The sequence below is a fragment of the Streptomyces sp. NPDC033178 genome (genome assembly GCF_055577685.1).
In genome coordinates this window covers 101,386-122,281 of sequence record NZ_JBVIPT010000019.1, presented here as the reverse complement: position 1 = coordinate 122,281, position 20,896 = coordinate 101,386, and the positions used below count along the sequence as shown (strand labels likewise).

The 20,896-nt window shown below is 70.7% G+C and carries 16 protein-coding genes and 2 pseudogenes; 8 read left to right on the top strand and 10 right to left on the bottom strand.

What is annotated here, in order from left to right; translation table 11 throughout:
• Positions 1-31 precede the first annotated feature (31 nt).
• A complete protein-coding gene (locus ACZ5VQ_RS37885) occupies positions 32-1,234 on the bottom strand; it encodes a serine hydrolase (RefSeq protein ID WP_469108938.1) in 1,203 nt (400 codons plus the stop codon).
• A 92-nt stretch (positions 1,235-1,326) separates the two neighbouring features.
• Positions 1,327-1,695 carry a hypothetical protein gene (locus ACZ5VQ_RS37880; RefSeq protein WP_362078730.1) on the bottom strand — a complete coding sequence of 123 codons (369 nt, stop codon included), beginning with the start codon at positions 1,693-1,695 and terminating at the stop codon, positions 1,327-1,329.
• Between the two features lie 545 nt (positions 1,696-2,240).
• Between ACZ5VQ_RS37880 and ACZ5VQ_RS37875 the strand changes: the two genes are divergently transcribed.
• Entirely contained in the window at positions 2,241-2,741 is a 501-nt protein-coding gene (locus ACZ5VQ_RS37875) for an ATP-binding protein (RefSeq protein WP_469108937.1), read from the top strand.
• Between the two features lie 168 nt (positions 2,742-2,909).
• On the opposite strand, the gene ACZ5VQ_RS37870 is transcribed toward ACZ5VQ_RS37875, so the two are convergent.
• Together ACZ5VQ_RS37870 and ACZ5VQ_RS37865 are read right to left on the bottom strand one after the other, a co-directional pair.
• On the bottom strand, positions 2,910-3,947 hold the full coding sequence (locus ACZ5VQ_RS37870; protein WP_055615044.1) for a DUF2637 domain-containing protein: 1,038 nt from the start codon (positions 3,945-3,947) through the stop codon (positions 2,910-2,912).
• A gap of 326 nt (positions 3,948-4,273) precedes the next feature.
• Complete coding sequence (locus tag ACZ5VQ_RS37865; RefSeq protein WP_469108936.1) at positions 4,274-5,155, bottom strand: (2Fe-2S)-binding protein; 882 nt, start codon at positions 5,153-5,155, stop codon at positions 4,274-4,276.
• 754 nt (positions 5,156-5,909) lie between these two features.
• Between ACZ5VQ_RS37865 and ACZ5VQ_RS37860 the strand changes: the two genes are divergently transcribed.
• Positions 5,910-6,650, top strand: coding sequence for a GntR family transcriptional regulator (locus ACZ5VQ_RS37860; RefSeq protein WP_469108935.1), 741 nt, complete (start codon positions 5,910-5,912; stop codon positions 6,648-6,650).
• 110 nt (positions 6,651-6,760) lie between these two features.
• Here ACZ5VQ_RS37860 and ACZ5VQ_RS37855 read toward each other — a convergent pair whose 3' ends face one another.
• Positions 6,761-7,534, bottom strand: coding sequence for a hypothetical protein (locus tag ACZ5VQ_RS37855; RefSeq protein ID WP_469108934.1), 774 nt, complete (start codon positions 7,532-7,534; stop codon positions 6,761-6,763).
• Positions 7,535-7,698: 164 nt separating this feature from the next.
• Entirely contained in the window at positions 7,699-9,399 is a 1,701-nt protein-coding gene (locus tag ACZ5VQ_RS37850; RefSeq protein WP_469108933.1) for a PucR family transcriptional regulator, read from the bottom strand.
• A gap of 429 nt (positions 9,400-9,828) precedes the next feature.
• Here ACZ5VQ_RS37850 and ACZ5VQ_RS37845 point away from each other — a divergent pair, with 429 nt between their 5' ends.
• From ACZ5VQ_RS37845 to ACZ5VQ_RS37825, 5 genes are all read left to right on the top strand, one after another.
• Complete coding sequence (locus tag ACZ5VQ_RS37845) at positions 9,829-10,719, top strand: FAD binding domain-containing protein (RefSeq protein WP_469108932.1); 891 nt, start codon at positions 9,829-9,831, stop codon at positions 10,717-10,719.
• Positions 10,719-11,312: a (2Fe-2S)-binding protein gene (locus ACZ5VQ_RS37840; RefSeq protein ID WP_469108931.1), complete on the top strand. Its 594-nt coding sequence runs from the start codon at positions 10,719-10,721 to the stop codon at positions 11,310-11,312. Before ACZ5VQ_RS37845 ends, ACZ5VQ_RS37840 begins: the two co-directional genes overlap by 1 nt.
• A gap of 2 nt (positions 11,313-11,314) precedes the next feature.
• Complete coding sequence (locus tag ACZ5VQ_RS37835) at positions 11,315-13,714, top strand: xanthine dehydrogenase family protein molybdopterin-binding subunit (protein ID WP_469108930.1); 2,400 nt, start codon at positions 11,315-11,317, stop codon at positions 13,712-13,714.
• A gap of 269 nt (positions 13,715-13,983) precedes the next feature.
• A complete protein-coding gene (locus tag ACZ5VQ_RS37830) occupies positions 13,984-15,441 on the top strand; it encodes an NCS2 family permease (protein WP_362078708.1) in 1,458 nt (485 codons plus the stop codon).
• A 69-nt stretch (positions 15,442-15,510) separates the two neighbouring features.
• The gene (locus ACZ5VQ_RS37825) at positions 15,511-16,668 is read left to right on the top strand and encodes an XdhC family protein (RefSeq protein ID WP_469108929.1); all 1,158 of its coding nucleotides are present in this window, start codon (positions 15,511-15,513) and stop codon (positions 16,666-16,668) included.
• A 39-nt stretch (positions 16,669-16,707) separates the two neighbouring features.
• On the opposite strand, the pseudogene ACZ5VQ_RS37820 reads toward ACZ5VQ_RS37825, so the two are convergent.
• The 3 genes and pseudogenes from ACZ5VQ_RS37820 to ACZ5VQ_RS37810 all read right to left on the bottom strand — a co-directional run bounded on the left by ACZ5VQ_RS37820 (position 16,708) and on the right by ACZ5VQ_RS37810 (position 18,472).
• A pseudogene (locus ACZ5VQ_RS37820) lies at positions 16,708-17,365 on the bottom strand (TOPRIM nucleotidyl transferase/hydrolase domain-containing protein).
• Positions 17,366-17,429: 64 nt separating this feature from the next.
• Positions 17,430-18,137 (bottom strand): cation efflux transmembrane domain-containing protein, encoded by a 708-nt coding sequence (locus ACZ5VQ_RS37815; RefSeq protein WP_469108928.1) that lies wholly within the window; start codon positions 18,135-18,137, stop codon positions 17,430-17,432.
• A complete protein-coding gene (locus ACZ5VQ_RS37810) occupies positions 18,137-18,472 on the bottom strand; it encodes an ArsR/SmtB family transcription factor (protein ID WP_469108927.1) in 336 nt (111 codons plus the stop codon). The genes ACZ5VQ_RS37815 and ACZ5VQ_RS37810 overlap by 1 nt, the downstream gene beginning before the upstream one ends.
• 818 nt (positions 18,473-19,290) lie before the next feature.
• Here ACZ5VQ_RS37810 and ACZ5VQ_RS37805 point away from each other — a divergent pair.
• Positions 19,291-19,781: pseudogene (locus ACZ5VQ_RS37805) on the top strand (hypothetical protein); the annotation flags it as partial.
• A 74-nt stretch (positions 19,782-19,855) separates the two neighbouring features.
• Here the strand turns inward: ACZ5VQ_RS37805 and ACZ5VQ_RS37800 are convergent.
• Positions 19,856-20,836, bottom strand: a complete 981-nt coding sequence (locus tag ACZ5VQ_RS37800; RefSeq protein ID WP_469108926.1) for a Gfo/Idh/MocA family protein — start codon at positions 20,834-20,836, stop codon at positions 19,856-19,858.
• Positions 20,837-20,896: the final 60 nt, after the last annotated feature.

The following is a 20,896-nucleotide window of genomic DNA, read 5'->3' as shown; positions in this document are numbered from 1 at the left end:
CCGGGTCTCGGCTCACCGACTCACGCCTCGGCTACGAGCCGGCGCAGTCCGGCACGTCCGGCAGCCGGTTGCCGGGCGAGCTGATGTAGATGTTGGAGATGTAGCCGCCGTACTGGGGCAGATACGCCCACCACTCGTTGGTGTAGGGCGGCACGCTGACGGTCTGGCCCTTCTTCTGGCAGCTCACCAACACCTCGACCCCGGCGGGCAGTTGGGTCATCGGCGGGTTGGCGGTGGACGGGTCCCGGCGGACGTTCACGTGTTCGCTCCAGGTTCCGTACCACTTGCCCGTCGGCCGTACCCCGCCGGGCACGTTCAGGGAGCGGGTCAGCCGGCCGATGTCGGTGTAGGCCTTGCCGTACGAGGTGCCGTCCGGATGGAGCGTCAGGACCGCCACGATCGTACGGTCGCCCGCTCCCACGGTGCCGGTGGTGTGCAGCGCCGGGCGGGTGAGGTCCACGGCCGCGGCGGCGCGGTCCTTCGGAGCGGCGGTGGTCCGTGCGCCGGCGGCCGCGCGCGTGGCGGCGGCCGAGTCCGGCGGGCCGCACGTGCCCTCCGGGTACGAGGCGCCCGCCCAGCCCTGCTTCACGGCCCAGGGGCGGTCGAACGCCCCCGCGATGCCGAAGTGCTGGTCGAAGTCGTCCGAGGCGCAGCGCGTGGACTGGCGCAGGTTGCCCATGACGAAGTCGCGCACGGGGGCCGGTGCCGTGTCCAGGAGGTAGCGGTAGATCTTCACGGTGTCGCGGGCCGACAGGGCGGTGTAGCCCCAGTAGCCCTCGTAGCCGACGGGAGGTGGGGCGGTGTCGGTCAGGCCGAGCTCACGGACCATCCGGTCGATGATCGCCGAACCGCCGTAGTTGGACCAGTAGTAGTCGGCCGCGTCGTCGTCGCTGCTGCGCAGCATGGGCTCCAGACGGGCCCGGTCGGCGGCCGGGATGGAGTAGGACGGCCCGCGGTTCCACAGGAAGTCGAGGGTCAGCAGCAGCTTGACGACGGAGGCGGACCTGAACGGCGCTGCGGCGTTGACCTGTTCGGTGAAGGTTCCCGTCTGACGGTCGAAGACGGCGACCCCGGCGGTGACGCCGTCGGGGATCTGGGCGGCGGCGGGTGCCTGGGCGGCAGCGGTGGCCGGTGTGGCCGCGCCGGAGGTCAGGACCAGAAGTGCGGCGGCGGACGCGAGAAGTGTTCTCCACACGTGTCCGGCCGTTCCGCGAAGGCGCGCGGTGCGGTGCATGGTGGTTGTCTCCCCCTGGAGGAACGGCGCGGCCCCGACGACTGCCAGGACCGCACCGGCCGGGTTTCGAGCGGCTGACGGTGAAGGCAGGGTCAGTCCAGGTGCGGCCTGAGGACGATCGAGTTGATCGGCGTGAGGTCGGCGTACACACCGGTTCCCTCGGCGAGCATGTCTGCCGTGCAGTCCGTCCCGCTGCTGTAGCACAGCATCGCGAGCGCACCGTCGTACTGGTTGTTGAGAACCCAGTGATTGCCGTACTGGTTGTGGAGGTTGTGCGTGCCGTACGTCCAGTAGATGTGGCTCGGGCTGACGGCGGGGTTCTGGTTCTGCGGGTAGACGCACACGGCGCCGTACGGGCAGCCGGCCCAGTCGTCGGCCGCCTGGGCCTCCGTCGTGCCCACAGCCGTCAGGGCCGCGGTCGCGAGCGCGAGTGCGGCGGCGCCGCGAAGAAGTCTGCGCATGGTTGTCACTCCTCCGTGGAGTCGGTGAACTCGAACCCTAGGAAGAGAAGCGGGCGACCGGTCCTGACGAATGTCAGGTTGACTGCGGCCGGATCGGCAGCACGGCATCGGTAGTTGGTCCGAGGGCGGGTGGTCGCACGGCGCCCGGGACCGTAGGCGCGGCAGAGTTCGGCATGGCCGGGTCGGCCGTCGGTCCCACGGGCAGATGTACCGGCCCGTCTCGTCGTGCGAGTGGACGCGGGGATCAGACGTGATCGCGCCGTTCAGCCCTTGAAGGGGCACCCGGAACGGCCTACGGCAGCCCCTTCGGCTGGCAGCCCTCCACTCCCGGGGCGCCCGGGTCTCCACCCGTGATCGTCCGTCGGGTGGCGGCGGCTCGGGCGGGTGGGTTTTCGCGCGACTTTTCCGGGTGGTGACGGGCCATCCGGGGACGTACCAGGGGTGGTTGACGATTCGACATGAGTGTCGTGTTCCGGGCCGGGGCATGCATTCCGTGAACGTGTTCGAGCAGGAGGGGAATCGACAGCGGCGTGCGGGCGGGGGTCATGAAGAGGCAGGCACGAGGAGGCGGTCCCGTCGTATCCGGGGCCTTCTCGGCGAAGACGGTACAGACGACCACGACGGCGGGGGACACAGCGGACGGAACGACCGACCAGCACGGCGTTCCGCAACTCAGGCTCAGGCTCGGGCGCTGCGACCTCCGGGCGGTGCCCCAGGTCCGCAGGGCGCTGCGGGACCTGCTCGCCCACTGGGGGCGGCCGGGCCGATCCGAGATAGCGGAGTTGCTGACCAGCGAGATCGTCACCAACGCCCTCGTCCACACCAACCACGACGCGCTGCTGACAGCCACCGTCGGCCCGCGCGGACTCCGGGTGGAGGTGAGGGACTTCGTGGGACGCAGGCCGAGACTGCGACTGCCGAACGCCGACGACGGTACGCACGGCAGAGGCCTGATCCTGGTGCAGTCCCTCGCGGACGCGTGGGGCGTCCGGGTCCACGGAGTGGGGAAGGTGGTGTGGTTCGAGCTGGACGCGGGAGCGACCTGACACCGGACGAGGCAACGGATCGGACACGGACGAGGCAACCGATCGGACACCGGACGAGGCAACGGATCGGACACCGGACAGGGTCGGGACATGAAACTGGACGGGGGCGCGGCATCAACTGCCGTGCCCCCGTCCAGAGTTGAGGCCTCGGGAGGCCCCGGGTCCGGATCAGCCGAACTGCTGCTCCAGGTCCTTCAGCTTGCGCTCAAGGGAGTCGAGACGAGGGAGCGCCATTGTGTCGTCCTCCGCGGTGAGATCGACCGTCGAGGACTCAGTGCCTCGGCGGACGGGCTGCAACGAGGGTCGGGCGGCGCGTGCCGGTAGTTCCGGCGTTGCTATGGCAGGCTCCGCGGCGACCTGGGTGGCCGCCGGGGCCGGCTGGAGTTCCGCCTGACGGCCGCCGCCGCGTCCGATCATTCCGCGGTGGCCGCGGGTGATCGCCTTGATGCGGGCACGGTCCAGCTTCTCCTGGTCGCGCCGACGCAGACGGTTCTGCTCCTTCTCCCGCTTGTCCTCACGCACTTCCTCGACGGCCTCGTCCAGGCTGCGCACGTTCTCGAGGAGCATCAGGGACCAGGCGCCGTAGGTCTCACGAGGGGCACGCAGCCACCGCACGATCCGGATCTGCGGCAGCGGCCGGGGCACCAGGCCCTGCTCGCGCAGGGCGGCGCGGCGGGTCTGCTTCAGCGCGCGGTCGAACAGGACGGCGGCCGACAGGGACATGCCGGCGAAGAAGTGCGGGGCGCCCGCGTGGCCGAGGCCCCTGGGGGCGTGCACCCAGTTGAACCAGGCGGCGGCGGCCGCGAACGTCCACACGAGTATCCGGGAGCCTAGCGCCGCGTCACCGTGGCTGGCCTCGCGCACCGCGAGTACGGAGCAGAACATGGCCGCGCCGTCCAGGCCGAACGGCACCAGGTACTGCCAGCCGCCGGACAGGTTCAGATTCTGCTCGCCGAAGCCGACCAGGCCATGGAAGGAGAGTGCGGCGGCGACCGCGGCACAGCAGAAGAGCAGTACATAGGAGGCGGTGCCGTAGACGGCCTCCTTGCGCCTGCGGCGCTCTTCCGTGCGCTCCCACGAATCGTCGGCGTGGGTCTTCTCCCCGGCGCGCTTGCCACGCGCGAGCACCGCAACCGCCGCCAGCAGGCCCAGGAGCAGCACGGCGCCGGGAAGCAGCCAGTTCAGCGATATGTCGGTCAGTCTCATCTGGGGTCCCTTGCATTGGGATAGGGCGTAACGCCCGCCATAGTGGCCCAATCCCGTGCGTCCTCAGAGGGTTTCGGGGCAAGAGGCCGCCAAGGGAGTGCAAGGGTATGCGCGAGGACGGCATTCTCCTCGAACTGCCGCTTGAGGAGCGGGAGTTGAGTTCGAGTTAGATTACCCTTACGGGTGGTTCCACGGAAAGTTCTTGCGGCAAGTGAGGATTTTGTGAATCGACTGTAACCAAAGGGCTCGGCCGGGCCGCCGTGAAGGTACCTGGTTCCGTGCCGAGTTGATCTTACGTGACGTGGAGTCAGCCTCTTGCCACGGGATCAGCCCGCAGCGGCCGCCTCCGCCGTCAGCTTCGCGATGCGGACCGCCTCGGAGTTGCGCGGGCAGTTGGCGCAGGTGTCCTCGGCGTCGAGGGTGTAGTAGAAGCAGCAGCTCGCCCGGTCGCGCGTGGACAGGCACTCGCCGTTCGAACCGGTCACCTCTCGGAAGCCGGCGGTGCCGACGTACGGCCGGGTCGCGCCGGGGAACAGCCGCTCCAGTTCGTCCGTCACGCGCCGCTGCTCGCCCAGGAGCCCGGCGACGTACCAGAGGCTCTCGACGACCTCGTCCGTCGCCATGCCCCACAGGGCACGGCCCCGGCGCCGCGTCCGGGGGCCGAACGCGTCGAGGGCCGGTTCCAGGTGCTCGGCCACGGCGGCCCGTACCGCCGCGCGCAGGGCCTCCTCGTCGGGGACGACCCGGGCGCCGGGCAGTGCGGCCGCCGGATCGTCCGGCAGACAGGCGAACTCGCCGACGCGTACGGCGATGCGGCCGGGCATGCGCTGGAACGTGACGTGCTGCACGGGAAAGCGGGGCACTCGGCGCAGCAGGAACCACGGCACCGTGATCAGCAGACAGGCCGGCCAGGCGTAACGGTGCAGACCGAAGCCGGCGATCACGTCCGGGCGGCCTCGCCGTCCGTGGTCCGTGAGCACCTGGTCGTCGTCCCACGCGAGGAACGCGTCCAGTTCGGCCCCGCCCTCCGCGAGCCCGGCGACGGAGATCCACCGGTCGCCCGTCGGGGCCGGTTCGTGCGGTGCGAGTTCCGTGACACCCAGGGACGGGAGCACCTCGGTCATCCGCGTGTACGCCGGTGTGAGGGCCGAGCCGACCGGGCGTACTTCTGCGCCGGTCGAGGTCCCGGCCGGGACGGGAGCGGACATGCGGGAGCCCCGTTCCGTGATCGGTTGCAGGTAAGGCTTACCTTACCCGATACGATCGAGGTTTACCCTGTTCTGTCGGGGTCGCTCCGGACCCCGACAGAAATACTCACCACCACTGCCCGTCCTGGAGGAGGCTCCCGTGGAGAAGGCCGGTTCGCGCGAGGCGTACGGCTCCGCAGGAGATCCTTCGGAGACCGCCCCCGGCGCGGGGGCGCCACGCGTGCCCCAGCAGCAGACCCGGGCGGCGGGCGAAGGCCGGGAACGCCCGGCCGGCCGGGCGTTCCGCGAAGAGACCCCCCGGGACGCCGCCGCACCCGGGACCCCCGCCCCAGCTCCAGCCGCTGCTCCCGCTCCCGCCGAGCACACCGCCCGCGGGGAGCACACGCACAGCGAGACGCCGATTCCGCAGCCGAGAGTGACGCGGGAGGGGCTCCCGGCCTCGGCGGACGCCCCGGGAACCGGCGCACGCCGGACTTCGACGGCCGCCTCCGGCCGTCCGGGCACACCGGAGGCCTACGGAGACCCGTGGCACCACGGGACCTCCGGAGCCCCCGCCGCTCCCGGTGGTTTCGGAGGACACGGAAGCCGCGGTACGCCCGGAGGATTCGGAGCGCCGAGCGCACCCGCGGCGCCCGGCGGGTCCGGCGTACGGGATGGGTCCGGCGTACGCGGCGGGTCTGGCGTACGGGACGGGTCTGGCGTACGGGACGGGTCCGGCGTACAGGACGGGTCTGGCGTACGCGGCGGGTCCGGCGTGCGGGACGGGTCTGGCGTACGCGATGGCTCCGGCGTACGGGATGGAGCCGGCTCGCGGGGCGTCCCCGCCGCCCGTACGTCTTCCTCGCCCTCGCCTCCGTCCGCGCCGCGCCGCCCCGTGATTCAGCGAGCCTCCGTCCGCGGTCAGATCCTCGACGCGCTGCGGGCCGCCCTCGTGGCCGGGGAACTCGCCCCCGGTGAGGTCTACTCGGCCCCCGCGCTCGGCGAAAGCTTCGGTGTCTCGGCGACGCCCGTGCGCGAGGCCATGCAGCAACTCGCCACCGAGGGCGCCGTGGAGGTCGTACCGAACCGGGGATTCCGTGTCATCGAGCGCGGCGCCCGCGAGCTGGCCGAACTCGCCGAGATCCGCGGGCTGATCGAGGCACCCGTGATGCTGCGCCTGGCCCGCACCCTGCCGGCCGACGACTGGGAGGACCTGCGCCCCCTCGCGGAGGAGACGGCCCGGGCGGCGGCCGTCGGTTGCCGGGCGACGTACGCCGAGGCCGACCGCGCCTTCCACCGGGCGCTCCTCGCCCTCGCGGGCAACGAGCAACTCGTACGTATCGCGGACGACCTCCACCGGCGTGCGCAGTGGCCCCTCGGCGGCAGCCCGACCGCTCGCGCCCGCCTCGAACTGATGGCGGACGCGGCGCAGCACCTCGCCCTCCTGGACGCCCTGTCCGCGCAGGACCTCTCGGCGGTCGAGGCGCTGCTGCGGGAGCACTTCGTCAGCATGTGAGCCGCGCCCCGTCAGGGGCGCGGGGCTGTGACATCTTGCGGCTCCGCCGCGGCGCGCGACCAGCCCCACCCACCCGCACAGGACACACAGGCCGGCGGCAGCCGCACGGCTCAGGCCGTCGCCGCCGGTGGGGTCAACTGGTCCGCCAGCCAGGTCGGTACGCCTCCCAGGAGGCGGAACAGACGTCCCGCCTCGGCGCGCAGGCGCGAGGCCTCCGGCTCGGTCTCCGCGTCGGCCAGGGAGGCCAGGGCCGGGGCCGTGCCCACCAGGTAGCCCAACTCCTCCCGGATGCGCAGGGATTCACCGAAGCCGTGCCGGGCCTCCGCCAACTCGCCCTCGCGCAGGGCGAGTCCGGCGAGGTGACGCCAGGTGAAGGAGAGCAGGAGATGGTCGTCCTGGGCGGTGGCGCCGGCATGGGCGCGGCGGTAGGCGGCGCGCGCGGACTGCGGGGAGCGGGCGAGGTTCTCGGCGAGCAGCCCGCGCCGGAAGTCGAGCAGAGCGCGGCCCGGAGCGCCCGGCGCGATCAGGGCCGCCGCACGGCCGAGCGCGGCCCGCGCCTCGTCGGCCCGGTCGCGGACGGCGAGCAGCGTGGACGCGTACGCGAGTTGCCCGCGCTCGCACGCCGCGGCGCCCCGCTCGTCGTCGGACTGGGCCAGCGCCTCCGCCGTACGCAGGGCGTCCTCCGCCTCCGCCCAGCCCTGCTCGGTGTAGAGGCACCGCTCGACGAGGAGCGAGGCCCGTTGGAGTGCGGCCGAGGCCGTGTGCGGTTCGAGGAGGGCCGCCGCGTCGGCCCAGCAGGCGCGCGAGCGCAGCCGCCACACCGCGGTCTGGAGTGGATCGTCCCCTGCAGTCGTTCCGTAACCAGACATGGCGGGATACGCCACGTTGCCCTCCCCGAGCACGCCATTGAGCTGTTGAGTGGTGGCGGCATCTCAGCACGAATGCACTCGCCCGGCCAAGGGGGTGGGTGAAGGATTTCACAAAGTCGTGGGACAAGGGGTGCGGCGGCGAAGGCACTTGGTGCCACTCGCCGCGCACCCTTGTGACCTCAGCTCATCCGCAACGCCAGGAAGAAGTCGAGCTTGTCCTCCAGGCGGGAAAGATCGCGACTCGTCAACTGCTCGATGCGTCCCACCCGGTAGCGCAGCGTGTTGACGTGCAGGTGCAGACGGGCCGCGCACCGGGTCCAGGAGCCGTCGCAGTCGAGGAACGCCTCAAGTGTGGGGATCAGCTCGGCGCGGTGGCGCCGGTCGTAGTCGCGGAGGGGATCGAGGAGCCGCGCGGTGAAGGCGCGACGCACGTCGTCCGGCACGAAGGGCAGGAGCAGGACGTGCGACGCCAGCTCCTGGTGCCCGGCCGCGCACACCCGGCCGGCCCGCGCCGCGGCGACCCGGCGCGCGTGCCGGGCCTCCTCCAGGGCGCCGCGCAGCCCCTCCGCCGAGTGCACGGACGCGCTGACGCCGAGCGTGAGCCGCCCGTCGTCGTCGAGGCCGGCCGACAGCGGGTCCCGTACGGCCGCCAGGAGGGTGTCCGCGTGCAGCCCGGCCTCCGAGCCGTCGTGCTCCGAGGAAACCGCCGGAAGCGGTACGAGCGCGATGGCCTCCTCACCCGTATGGGCGACCGCGATCCGGTCGGACGGTTCGGGACCGGCCGACAGCGGGTCGACGAGGATCTCCTCCAGGAGCGCCTGCGCCACCGCACCGCCCTCGATCTCCCCGCCGTCCCACTCGACCCGGGCGACCACGACCTGCCAGTGTGGGGCCGCGCCGAGCCCCGGCAGCAGCACGGGCGCCGCGACCCGCAGCCGCGCCGCGATCTCGCCGGGCGCGGCACCGGTCTGCACCAGTTCGAGGACCTCCTGAGCGAGCCGCCGCCGCACCGTGCGTGCCGCGTCCCGCCGGTCCCGCTCCACGGAGATCAGCTGGGTCACGCCCTCCAGCAGGTCGAGCCGCTCCGCCGGCCAGTCCCCGGCGTCGGCCTCGACCGCGAGGAGCCAGTCCGACAGGACCGTCTCGCGGACGTCCCGCGAGCCCGGTGCACCAGCCGTCGCACCCGCCGTGCCCGTGCCCCGCGTGCTGCTGCGGATGGGGAAGAGCGAGTACGTCGTGCCGCCCACCGCCACCCGGTACGGCCCGCGCCGCCCGGTGCGGACCGCCGCCAGGTGCTCGCCGGCCAGTGCCGCGCACACCGCGGAGGGCAGCCCCGGTTCGGCGCCGGGGGAGCCCGCGATGAGGCGCCCGGCGGGGGAGAGCACCCAGGCCCGCAGGTCCAGGTCGGAGCCGAGCAGGTCCAGGACCACGTCCGGGCCGCCGCCTGCGGGACCCGAGGTCATCATCCGGCGGTGTCGGTCCACCACGGCCGCCAGATCCCCGGCGCGCTCGCCCGACACCTGTCGTACGACGTGCTCGGTGATCGTCGCGAAGGCCACCGACTCGTTGACGGCGAACAGCGGCAGCCGGTGCCGCGCACAGGCCGCCACCAGGTCCTGAGGGATGGGGCCGAGCTCGGCCTCACCGGCGGCCAGCGCGGTGACCCCGGCGCTCGCGAGGATCCGTACGAAGGGCTCCGAATCGGTGGCGTCGCGGCGCCAGGCGAGACCGGTGAGCACCAGCTCGCCGCCCGAGAGATAGCGGCTGGGGTCCCGCAGGTCCGTGGTCATCACGCCACGGACCGTGCGGTCCAGCTCGTCCTCGCCGCCGAGCAGCCGCAGGCCCAGCGCGTCCGTGTCCAGCAGTGCGCGCAGCCGCATTCTCGTCGCCGCCGTTCTGTCTCGAAAACTACGATGGATCTGGATGGTTCCGGAGGGGCCCGAGTATGGGTGCCCCGTGCACGGGTTCCCGGGCTCCGCAGAGTGGGCCCGAGGGGTCCGGTGGACGATGTTTCCGGCCCTCATGGCCTGTGTCCTGGGCTTTCGCGACATGTGGTCGCTGATTCCCGAACCTGTGCGTGGTGTTTCCGGAGGAAAACGAGGAGGTTGCTGATGCCCTCCGTTCATACGAATCTACAAGATGCGCGCCCTGGCCAGCGAACTCCTTCATGGTTTCGGTGACTGACCCAGGTGCGGGACGGCGCTGTGTACTGATTTCAATCAACGTGAACAACGTATGAACGAGCCGGGCCCGCCGCACACGAACTGGCTTGAACAGAACCATCCACGAGACGAAGAAGAGAGCCGGTCATGGACTTCCTTCGCCCCGCCAGCTGGGAGGAGGCGCTCGCCGCGAAGGCCGAGCACCCCACCGCTGTGCCGATTGCGGGTGGCACCGATGTGATGGTCGAGATCAACTTCGACCACCGCCGGCCCGAGTACCTGCTGGACCTGAACCGCATCGGCGAACTGGGTGAGTGGGAGGTCGGAGAGGAGTCCGTCCGCCTCGGCGCCTCGGTCCCGTACACGGCGATCATGGAGCAGCTGCGCGGCGAGCTGCCCGGCCTGGCCCTCGCCTCCCACACGGTGGCCTCCCCACAGATCCGCAACCGCGGCGGCGTCGGCGGCAACCTCGGCACCGCCTCCCCGGCCGGCGACGCCCACCCCGCCCTCCTCGCGGCGGGCGCGGAGGTCGAGGTCGAGTCCGTACGGGGCTCCCGGCTGATCCCGATCGACGAGTTCTACACCGGTGTGAAGCGCAACGCGCTCGCCGCCGACGAGCTCATCCGGGCCGTCCACATCAAGAAGGCCGACGGACCTCAGCAGTACTCGAAGGTCGGCACCCGCAACGCCATGGTGATCGCGGTCTGCGCCTTCGGTCTGGCACTGCACCCCGACACCCGCACGGTCCGCACCGGCATCGGCTCGGCCGCGCCCACGCCCGTACGGGCCAAGGCCGCCGAGGAGTTCCTGAACGCGGCGCTCGAAGAGGGCGGCTTCTGGGACAACGGCAGGATCATCACCCCGTCGGTCGCCAAGCAGTTCGCGGAGCTGTGCTCGGCCGCCTGCAACCCGATCGACGACGTCCGGGGCACGGCGAGCTACCGCCGCCACGCGGTCGGCATCATGGCCCGCCGCACGCTGACCTGGACCTGGGAGTCGTACCGCGGCACCGCCGCCCGTTCGGAGGGAGTCGCGTAATGCGCGTCAATTTCACGGTCAACGGCCGTCCGCAGGAAGCCGACGACGTCTGGGAGGGCGAGAGCCTGCTCTACGTCCTGCGCGAGCGCATGGGCCTGCCCGGCTCCAAGAACGCCTGCGAGCAGGGCGAGTGCGGCTCCTGCACGGTCCGCCTGGACGGCGTACCGGTGTGTTCGTGTCTGGTCGCGGCCGGCCAGGTCGAGGGCCGCGAGGTCGTCACGGTCGAGGGCCTCGCCGACTTCGCCAAACAGCGTGCGGAGCACGGAGGTTGTGCCTCCGGGGCTTCCGGAGCCTGCGGTACGCCCCTGGACGCGGCCAAGCGGTGGGAGGCCCGCCCCTCCGACTCGCAGGCAGGCGAGGGCGCCGAACTCTCCCCGATCCAGCAGGCGTTCATCGATGCCGGTGCCGTCCAGTGCGGCTTCTGCACGCCCGGCCTGCTGGTCGCCGCCGACGAGATGCTGGAGCGCAACCCGACCCCGAGCGACGCGGACATCCGCGAGGCGCTCTCGGGCAACCTGTGCCGCTGCACCGGCTACGAGAAGATCATGGACGCGGTCCGCCTGGCGGCCGCCCGACAGGGAGAGGCGGTCTGACGATGGCCGGCAAAAACGCTCCCCTCGGCACGCCCACCAAGGTCACCCAGGGTTCCCGGACCAAGGGCGGCATCGGCGAGTCCACGCTCCGCCCGGACGGCATCCTCAAGGTCACCGGCGAGTTCGCGTACTCCTCGGACATGTGGCACGAGGACATGCTCTGGGGCCAGATCCTGCGCTCCACGGTCGCCCACGCCGAGATCGTCTCCATCGACACGGTCGAGGCGCTGAAGACCCCCGGCGTCTACGCCGTCATGACGTACGACGACCTGCCGACCGACGTGAAGAACTACGGTCTGGAGATCCAGGACACCCCGGTGCTCGCGCACGGCAAGGTCCGTCACCACGGCGAGCCGGTCGCGATCGTCGCCGCCGACCACCCGGAGAGCGCCCGCCGCGCCGCCGCCAAGATCAAGGTCGAGTACCGCGAACTCCCGGTCATCACCGACGAGTCGTCCGCGACCGCACCGGACGCGATCCTCGTCCACGAGAACCGCGACGACCACCACATCGGCCATGTCCCGCACCCGAACATCGTGCACCGCCAGCCGATCATCCGCGGCGACGTGGCATCCGCCCGGGAACGCGCCGACTTCATCGTCGAGGGCGAGTACACCTTCGGCATGCAGGACCAGGCCTTCCTCGGCCCGGAGTCGGGTCTCGCCGTGCCCTCCGAGGACGGTGGCGTCGACCTCTACATCGCCACCCAGTGGCTGCACTCGGACCTCAAGCAGATCGCTCCGGTCCTCGGCCTGCCCGAGGACAAGATCCGCATGACGCTCTCCGGCGTCGGCGGCGCGTTCGGCGGCCGCGAGGACCTGTCGATGCAGATCCACGCCTGCCTGCTCGCACTGCGCACGGGCAAGCCGGTCAAGATCGTCTACAACCGCTTCGAGTCCTTCTTCGGCCACGTCCACCGCCACCCCGCGAAGCTCCACTACGAGCACGGGGCGACCAAGGACGGCAAGCTCACGCACATGAAGTGCCGGATCGTCCTGGACGGCGGCGCCTACGCCTCCGCGTCCCCGGCGGTCGTCGGCAACGCCGCGTCCCTCGCGGTCGGCCCGTACGTACTCGAAGACGTCGACATCGAATCGATCGCCCTCTACTCCAACAACCCGCCCTGCGGCGCCATGCGCGGCTTCGGCGCGGTCCAGGCGTGCTTCGCCTACGAGGCCCAGATGGACAAGCTCGCCGACAAGGTGGGCATGGACAGGGTCGAGTTCCGCCAGCTGAACGCGATGTCGCAGGGCACGGTCATGCCGACCGGCCAGAGCGTCGACTCGCCCGCCCCGGTCGCCGAACTCCTGCGCCGCGTCAAGGCGATGCCCCTGCCGCCGGAGCAGCAGTGGCTCGCGGCCGGCGAGGCGGCGGACGTCCGCCAGCTGCCCGGCGGCCTCTCCAACACCACCCACGGCGAAGGCGTCGTACGAGGCATCGGCTACGCGGTCGGCATCAAGAACGTCGGCTTCTCAGAGGGCTTCGACGACTACTCGACGGCCAAGGTCCGCATGGAGGTCGTCGGCGGCGAGCCGGTGGCCACCGTCCACACCGCGATGGCGGAGGTCGGCCAGGGCGGCGTCACCGTCCACGCGCAGATCGCCCGCACCGAGCTGGGTGTCGCCCAGGTGACGATCCACCCCGCGGACACGCAGGTGGGGTCGGCGGGTTCGACGTCCGCGTCCCGCCAGACGTACGTCACCGGCGGCGCCGTCAAGAACTCCTGCGAGCTGGTCCGCGAGAAGGTCCTGGAGATCGGCCGCCGCAAGTTCGGTTCGTACCACCCCGCCTGGGCCACCGCCGAGCTGCTCCTGGAGGGCGGCAAGGTCGTCACCGACGGCGGCGAGGTGCTGGCCGACCTGGTGGACGTACTCGAAGGCGAGGCAGTCGAGGTCGAGGAGGAGTGGCGGCACCGGCCGACCGAGCCCTTCGACCTCCGTACGGGCCAGGGCTTCGGCCACGTCCAGTACTCCTTCGCCGCCCACCGCGCGGTCGTCGAGGTGGACACCGAACTGGGCCTGGTGAAGGTCATCGAACTGGCCTGCGCACAGGACGTCGGCAAGGCGCTCAACCCGCTGTCCGTCATCGGCCAGATCCAGGGCGGTACGACCCAGGGCCTGGGCATCGCGGTCATGGAGGAGATCATCGTCGACCCCGTGACGGCGAAGGTCAGGAACCCCTCCTTCACCGACTACCTCATCCCCACGATCCTCGACACGCCGACCATCCCCGTCGACGTGCTCGAACTCGCCGACGACCACGCGCCGTACGGGCTCCGTGGCATCGGCGAGGCACCGACTCTGTCGTCGACTCCGGCCGTGCTAGCGGCAATCCGGAACGCGACGGGCTTGGAGCTCGACAGGACGCCGGTCCGACCGGAACACCTCACCGGTACGGCATAGCGCCCCGCCGTCGTTGTGGGCAGGCGTTCCGCTGGGGGGTCCCCCAGGTCCTCAAAACACTGGGGGAGGAACGGGTGGGCACAACGACGGCACCCCGGCACCGGGCGACCGTACGTCCAACGGCAGAACCCGGTACCGGTCCACGTGCAGCACCACGATTCGTTCGTCTCGGGCCGTCCCCCGGGTCGTGCGGCCGAAGCACCTTCCCAAATCCCGCACACGCCGAAGGCGACAGCGGGTGCCCCTGTGAACCTTGGGAGTAGGCCCACATGACCCAGCAGTCACTGGAGCCGAGGACCACCGCCGACGATGCGGGTGAAGGAACCCGTATCCCGGCCGGCAGGTCCTGGCTCGACCGGTACTTTCACATATCCAAGCGAGGAAGCTCGGTCGCGCGTGAGGTGCGCGGCGGCGTCACCACCTTCATGGCGATGGCGTACATCCTGCTGCTCAACCCCCTGATCCTGTCCGGCAAGGACGCGGCGGGGGACACGCTCGGCCAGAAGGCGCTGATCACCGCGACCGCGTTCGCGGCGGCCTTCACCACGCTCCTGATGGGCTTCTTCGGCAAGGTGCCGCTCGCCCTGGCCGCCGGACTCTCCGTCTCAGGCGTCCTCTCCTCGCAGGTCGCGCCCCAGATGACCTGGCCACAGGCCATGGGCATGTGTGTGATGTACGGCGTCGTGATCATGCTCCTGGTGGTCACCGGGCTGCGCGAGATGATCATGAACGCGATCCCGCTGGCGCTGAAGCACGCGATCACCATGGGCATCGGCCTGTTCGTCGCCCTGATCGGCCTGGTCAAGGCGGGCTTCGTGCACCAGGGCAAGGCGACCCCGCTCTCCCTCGGCGCGACCGGCGAACTCGCCGGCTGGCCGGTCCTGCTCTTCGCCGTCACCCTGCTCGCCATCTTCATGCTCCAGGCGCGCGGCATCCCCGGCGCGATCCTGATCGGCATCGTAGGCGGCACCGCACTCGCCGTCGTCCTCAACGCCCTCGACGTCATCGACGCCAAGCAGTGGGCCAGTGGCGCGCCCGAACTGCACGGCAGCGCGGTGTCCATGCCGGACTTCTCGATCTTCGGGGACGTGGAGTTCGGCGGCTGGGGTCAGGTCGGCGCGATGACGGTCGGCATGATCGTCTTCACCCTGGTCCTCGCAGGCTTCTTCGACGCGATGGCCACCATCATCGGCGTCGGCACCGAGGCCAAGCTGGCCGACGACAAGGGCCGGATGCCGGGTCTGTCCAAGGCGCTGTTCATCGACGGCGCGGGCGGCGCGATCGGCGGCGTCTCGGGAGCCTCCGGCCAGACGGTGTTCGTCGAGTCCGCCACAGGCGTCGGCGAAGGCGCCCGCACCGGCCTCTCCTCCGTCATCACGGGCCTGTTCTTCGCGGCCTGTCTCTTCTTCACCCCGCTGACGGCGATCGTCCCGGGCGAGGTCGCGGCCGCCGCCCTGGTCGTCATCGGCGCCATGATGATGATGAACGCCCGGCACGTCGACTGGGCCGACCGCGCCACAGCGATCCCCGTCTTCCTGACGGTCGTCATCATGCCGTTCACGTACTCCATCACCGCGGGCGTCGCGGCCGGAGTCATCAGCTACGTTGCCATCAAGGTCGCCCAGGGCAAGGCCCGGGAGATCGGGGCCTTCATGTGGGGCCTGACGGCGATCTTCCTGGTCTACTTCGCCCTGAACCCGATCGAGAGCTGGATGGGCGTGCATTAGTAACCGGGCGCCCACACACCAGGACGCCTCCCGAAGCCCTCCCCACAACCACCGTCAGGAGACCGAGACATGCTGGACATCGCCGAAGAGCTGCACCGGTGGGTCGAGCAGGGACGCGACTTCGCCGTGGCCACCGTGGTGGCCGTCGGCGGCAGCGCGCCCCGCCAACCGGGCGCCGCACTGGCCGTCGATTCCGACGGCACGGCGATCGGCTCGGTCTCCGGCGGCTGTGTGGAGGGCGCGGTGTACGAGCTGTGCCAACAGGCGTTGGCGGACGGGAAACCGGTCCTCGAACGCTTCGGCTACAGCGACGACGACGCATTCGCCGTGGGCCTTACCTGCGGCGGCATCATCGACATCCTGGTCACGCCGGTACGCGCCGAGGACCCCAACCGGGAGATCTTCGCCTCGGTGCTCGCCGCCGCCACGCGCGGGGAGGCGGCGGCAGTGGCGCGTATCGCATCCGGACCTCCGGAACTCCTGGGCCGAGCCCTGCTGGTCCGCCCGGACGGCTCGTACGAGGGCGGATTCGGCGCACACCCGGAGCTGGACCGCACAGTAATCGAGGAGGCACGCGCCTTCCTGGACGCGGGCCGCACAGACACCCTGGAGATAGGAGAGCAGGGCTCTCGCTGCGGAGCACCGCTCACACTCCTCATCGAATCGTCGGTCCCGCCACCCAGGATGATCGTCTTCGGCGCGATCGACTTCGCCTCCGCCCTGGTCCGCATCGGCAAGTTCCTGAACTACCGCGTCACGGTGTGCGACGCCCGCCCGGTCTTCGCGACCTCGGCCCGCTTCCCGGAGGCGGACGAGATCGTGGTCGACTGGCCGCACCGCTACCTGGAGCGCACGCAGGTGGACGCCCGCACGGTCCTGTGCGTCCTGACCCACGACGCCAAGTTCGACGTACCCCTCCTCCAACTCGCGCTCCGCCTCCCCGTGGCGTACGTCGGCGCGATGGGCTCCCGCCGCACCCACCTGGACCGCAACGAACGCCTGCGCGAAGTCGGCGTCACGGAAATGGAGTTGGCCCGGCTCAGGTCTCCCATCGGACTCGACCTGGGAGCCCGTACGCCCGAGGAGACGGCCCTCTCCATAGCCTCGGAGATCGTCGCGAACAGGCGAGGCGGCACAGGAGTCTCACTGACCGGCGCCCACACGCCCATTCACCACGACAGGTCATCAACACCGAAGCCCACCGCGAGGATCGGCTCGGTGGCCTGACACGCACACCCGACGCGGTCGAGGCGCGAATGCGGCTGATCAGACGTGGGCGAGAAGCCGCTCCAACGGCCGAGGAGTCCGCTCCAGATCCAGACTCTCGACCATCCCGCGCGCGTACTGGGCCTTGCGGCCACTGTGCGTCCCCAGGAACCTCCGCAACTGTTGCTCAACGGTCCGCTCCCGCTGGGCGGGCTGATTCCGGAACGTACGGAACGGCCGCGACCCCCTGATCCACCACGACCTGTTGCACGACCTCGACGCCCAGGGACCGGATCAACTCGTCCTCCAGATCCACGTCGCACACATAGAAACCAAGCGGTTCCAGCCCCTCGGGCGGGATGTCGGAACCGAGCCCGGCCCGCTCCAGCGCCCGCCGGAAGAAGCGCTCCTCCCCGACATCGCACAGCCCGGCCAGCCGCACACCAAGCCCCTGGGGCCCGCACAGATCCACGAACCTGCCGACACTGGTCGCACCCCCGAGCGGCACGACCGACACTCCTTCACTGTCCAGATCCCGACCACGCCGCGAGGCCAACGCCTCGACCGCGGCCTGATCGCTGCCCCCTTCGACGAGCACGACCGTACGCAGCCCGACCCCGACCGCCAGCTCCCGCGCACTCTCACCGGCCGCCGACGCCCCCACCCCACCGGCCGCCCACTCGACAACGGCCCGACGGAACCTCTCCATGTCGCTCATGGGTCCCAGTCTCGCAACTCCGCTCGGCCGCACTCCACAGACTTTTGCCGCCGTGGCCCCATGCTCATGAGCAGCAGACGCAGCCGGACCGGCAACCGCACACGTCCTCGTCCGACGGGCCGGCCGCGGGTACGGCCGCCGGGGCACAGCAGCCCTTGCCCTGCCAGGCGTCACGCCCCTCCTTGACAGCAAGACCAGCAATGGCGAGGGCGGCGAGAGGGTCGGCCCAGGACCAGCCGAAGGCGGCATTGAGGACGAGGCCGACCAGGAGCACGGCCGAGAGGTAGGTGCACAGCAGGGTCTGCTTGGAGTCGGCGACCGCGGAGGCGGAGCCGAGTTCCCGTCCGGCGCGCCGCTGTGCCGCCGACAGGAACGGCATCACCGCCAGGGAGAGGGCGGCGAGCACGATGCCCGGCAGCGAACGCTCTGCTTCACCGGTGCCGGTCAGTGAGCGGACGGCATCGACGGTCACGTACGTGGCGAGCACGAAGAACGAGACCGAGATGATCCGCAGTGTCCTCTGTTCCCGGGCTTCCCGGACCGCGTGGTCGCGGGCGGAGAACTGCCAGGCGACCGCGGCGGCGGAGGAGACCTCGATGACGGAGTCCAGGCCGAAGCCGACGAGCGCGGTGGACGAGGCGATCGCGCCCGCGGTCAGGGCGGCTGTTGCCTCGATGACGTTATAGACGATCGTCGCGGCGACCAGCAGCCGTATCCGCCGGGCAAGTGTCTCGCGGCGGCCAGGGGATGGACCGAGAGACATCGCGGCCATCAGCAGCAGCCCTTTGTATCCCCGTCGCGGCAGGTCTTGCCCGCCTCCACCGCAACCACTGCGGCGCGCAGGTCGTCGAGGGCGTGACCGAGCCGTTCGTCGGCGAGTTCGTAGCGGGTGCGCCGGCCATCGGGCACGGTGACGACCAGCCCGCAGTCACGCAGACAGGCAAGGTGGTTGGACAACCGGGTGCGGGAGATGCCGAGCCGGTCGGCGAGATCCGAGGGGTAGGCGGGGGCCTGGCGCAGGACAAGCAGGATGCGGCAACGGATGGGATCGGCGAGCGCGCGGCCGAAGCGGGCCAGCACGTCGATGTCGGAGGCAACGGTCAGCACACCACGAAGGTACAGCGAAATCTGAATTCAGCAAATCATGAACAGTCGCTGCCCATCGCCCGGTACATGCCGATCGAGTCGTGCTACGAAACACCTCGACGGAGGGCACGCCCACCCTCACGCCCTGCGTCAGTATCTGGACTCAGGATTCGAGACCGTCAGGGCCGCGCCACCAGCAACCGCACAACCCGCCCGAACACCCACCGAGCCACCCACCCCACCAAGGAATCAAGTACCCGGGGCACACCCCGCACCCGCAACTCCTCCCGCCACACCACCCGCGAACCACCGCCCACCCCCGAACGCACCTCAATCTCGGCCCACCCGGTGACAAAGGTCCCCCGCTTGACGAGCCGACAGACCCCGGCCCGCTCTCCCAGAGGCGGCCGCCAAACGACAACCTCCATGGGGTCATCAAACGCAAGAACCCCAACCCCGGACCGAGCCACGAACACAGTGCCCACCCCACCCGCACCCGCCCCCGCGACGACAGTGATCCGAGTCAACGGCACCACATCCGCATGCCGCTCCCACGCAGTGAGCCGCCGCCAAGCCTCACCGGCACCCACCACGCTGTCCCGCCGCACAACAAAGAGAGCCACGCCAGGATCGTAGGCAAAAGCCTCCCGACGCACCCGCAAGCCGCCGACGCGAGCGGGGCGGGGCCGTGCCGGTATGTCAACGTTCGCGACGTACGGCTCCCACTGGAAACGCCCACGAACAACACTCAGGGCAGTACGCCCGGCAGTCGCGAACGTGACATACCGGCACGGCCCCGCCCCACCCACCGGACCAGAAGCGCCCTGCCCTCTCCCCACCACCAACGCCTACGCGCGCCGATCGTAAGAGGCCTGTCACCCGCCAAGGTCGCCGCCGTACTCCCGTACGCGGCAGAACGAGCGACAGCCCTCATCGACGCTTTCGCCCGCGCCCGCAGCAAGGACCCCCAGAACGACCTCTGCACAGAACTGATCACCTCCCTCACACCCCAGCCCCCACCCGCGACCGACCTGACCCTCGACCAACGCCACGAACTGGTCGCCCACTTGCAGAACCTCCTCCTCGCGGGCCACCTCACCACCCCCGCCCGGACGAGTTCGACATCACCCGCACCCCGGGCCGCCACCTGGCGTTCGGCCTGGGCGTGCACACCTGCCCGGGATCCCAACTGGCGAGAGAGCAACTCCGCCTCACCCTGGAGCAGTTGACGAACCGCGTCCCCGCCCTCCGCCTCACCGACGACCACCCGGTCACGATGCGCCCGACCCTGATCCACCGCTCACCCCAGAGCCTGCACGTCACTTGGTGATGCAAGCCGGCCCCAACAGACCTGCCGCAGACCTCACACGTCCAAAAGATCCCGCACCCGAACGGGCAACCCGGTCACGAACGACTCATTGGCAGCGAGCCCGGTGACCAACGACCTCGCCCCGTCCACCGCATCCGCGGCCCGCCCAGGGCATCCCCTCCGGACCGGGCCCCGAACAGATCGGCCAGCATCCGCACATCCCCACCCCCGTGCCCACCCTCGGCGGCACCGTCCCCGCCCCCGACCTTCACCTCACGTGCCGGCTCCCAGAACCGCCGCAACAGCAACTCCGTACGCCCGACCGCATCCCCCACGGCCGCCCGTGCACAACAGGACTCGCACCATGGGCCCGCACCGAGGACCGGGTCCACGTCGACTCCTCCACCAACAGCTCCAAGCCCCCGCCGCCGCCCAGCCTCCTCGCCGTAGAAGAACAGCCCGCCCTGCGCGAACACGGTCTCCGGCTCCGTACCCAACCACCAGTTGACCAGATCGAAGTGATGCGTGGCCTTGTGCACCATCAGCCCACCGGAGTTGGCCTTGTCCCGGTGCCACCGCCGGAAGTAGTCCGCACCGTGCCGCAGATCGAGCAGCCACTCGAAATGCACAGACCCGACCTCACCGATCTTCCCACCCGCGATGAGTTCCCGTACAGCCGAATGCACGGGGTTGTAGCGGTAGTTGAAGGCGACCCGCACGTCACCCCCGGTCCGCCGCCGAGCCTCAAGAATGCGGCGGGCCTTGTCGGCGTCGGTGGTCATCGGCTTCTCCGTGACGACGTCGCACCCCGCCTCCAGCGCCCGCACGATGTAGTCGTCATGGGTGCGGTCGACACTGCACACCACAACAAGGTCCACCCGCTCCCGCCGAAGCATCACGTCGAAGTCCTCGGCGGCGTAGGCCGCCACGGCCCCCCGCCCAGGGTGATCGGCCGCGATCCACGCGTTGTGGACGGCCATACGACGGGCGTTGACGTCACAGAAGCCCACCAACTCGATCCGGTCCGAGTACGGCCCGGTGATCGCCTCGGTGAACATCCGAGCACGAGCACCCAACCCCACCACGGCACAACGACGCCTCCCTGCGACGGACGAGGCGGAAGAGACGGGTGCGAC

Coding starts and splice junctions, on each gene's coding strand:
- ACZ5VQ_RS37875 (WP_469108937.1), top strand. CDS start 2,241: ATGAAGAGGCAGGCACGAGGAGGCGGTCCCGTCGTATCCGGGGCCTTC.
- ACZ5VQ_RS37835 (WP_469108930.1), top strand. CDS start 11,315: ATGGCCGGCAAAAACGCTCCCCTCGGCACGCCCACCAAGGTCACCCAG.
- ACZ5VQ_RS37830 (WP_362078708.1), top strand. CDS start 13,984: ATGACCCAGCAGTCACTGGAGCCGAGGACCACCGCCGACGATGCGGGT.
- ACZ5VQ_RS37880 (WP_362078730.1), bottom strand. CDS start 1,695: ATGCGCAGACTTCTTCGCGGCGCCGCCGCACTCGCGCTCGCGACCGCG.
- ACZ5VQ_RS37840 (WP_469108931.1), top strand. CDS start 10,719: ATGCGCGTCAATTTCACGGTCAACGGCCGTCCGCAGGAAGCCGACGAC.
- ACZ5VQ_RS37845 (WP_469108932.1), top strand. CDS start 9,829: ATGGACTTCCTTCGCCCCGCCAGCTGGGAGGAGGCGCTCGCCGCGAAG.
- ACZ5VQ_RS37850 (WP_469108933.1), bottom strand. CDS start 9,399: ATGCGGCTGCGCGCACTGCTGGACACGGACGCGCTGGGCCTGCGGCTG.
- ACZ5VQ_RS37870 (WP_055615044.1), bottom strand. CDS start 3,947: ATGAGACTGACCGACATATCGCTGAACTGGCTGCTTCCCGGCGCCGTG.
- ACZ5VQ_RS37885 (WP_469108938.1), bottom strand. CDS start 1,234: ATGCACCGCACCGCGCGCCTTCGCGGAACGGCCGGACACGTGTGGAGA.
- ACZ5VQ_RS37815 (WP_469108928.1), bottom strand. CDS start 18,137: ATGGCCGCGATGTCTCTCGGTCCATCCCCTGGCCGCCGCGAGACACTT.
- ACZ5VQ_RS37825 (WP_469108929.1), top strand. CDS start 15,511: ATGCTGGACATCGCCGAAGAGCTGCACCGGTGGGTCGAGCAGGGACGC.
- ACZ5VQ_RS37865 (WP_469108936.1), bottom strand. CDS start 5,155: ATGTCCGCTCCCGTCCCGGCCGGGACCTCGACCGGCGCAGAAGTACGC.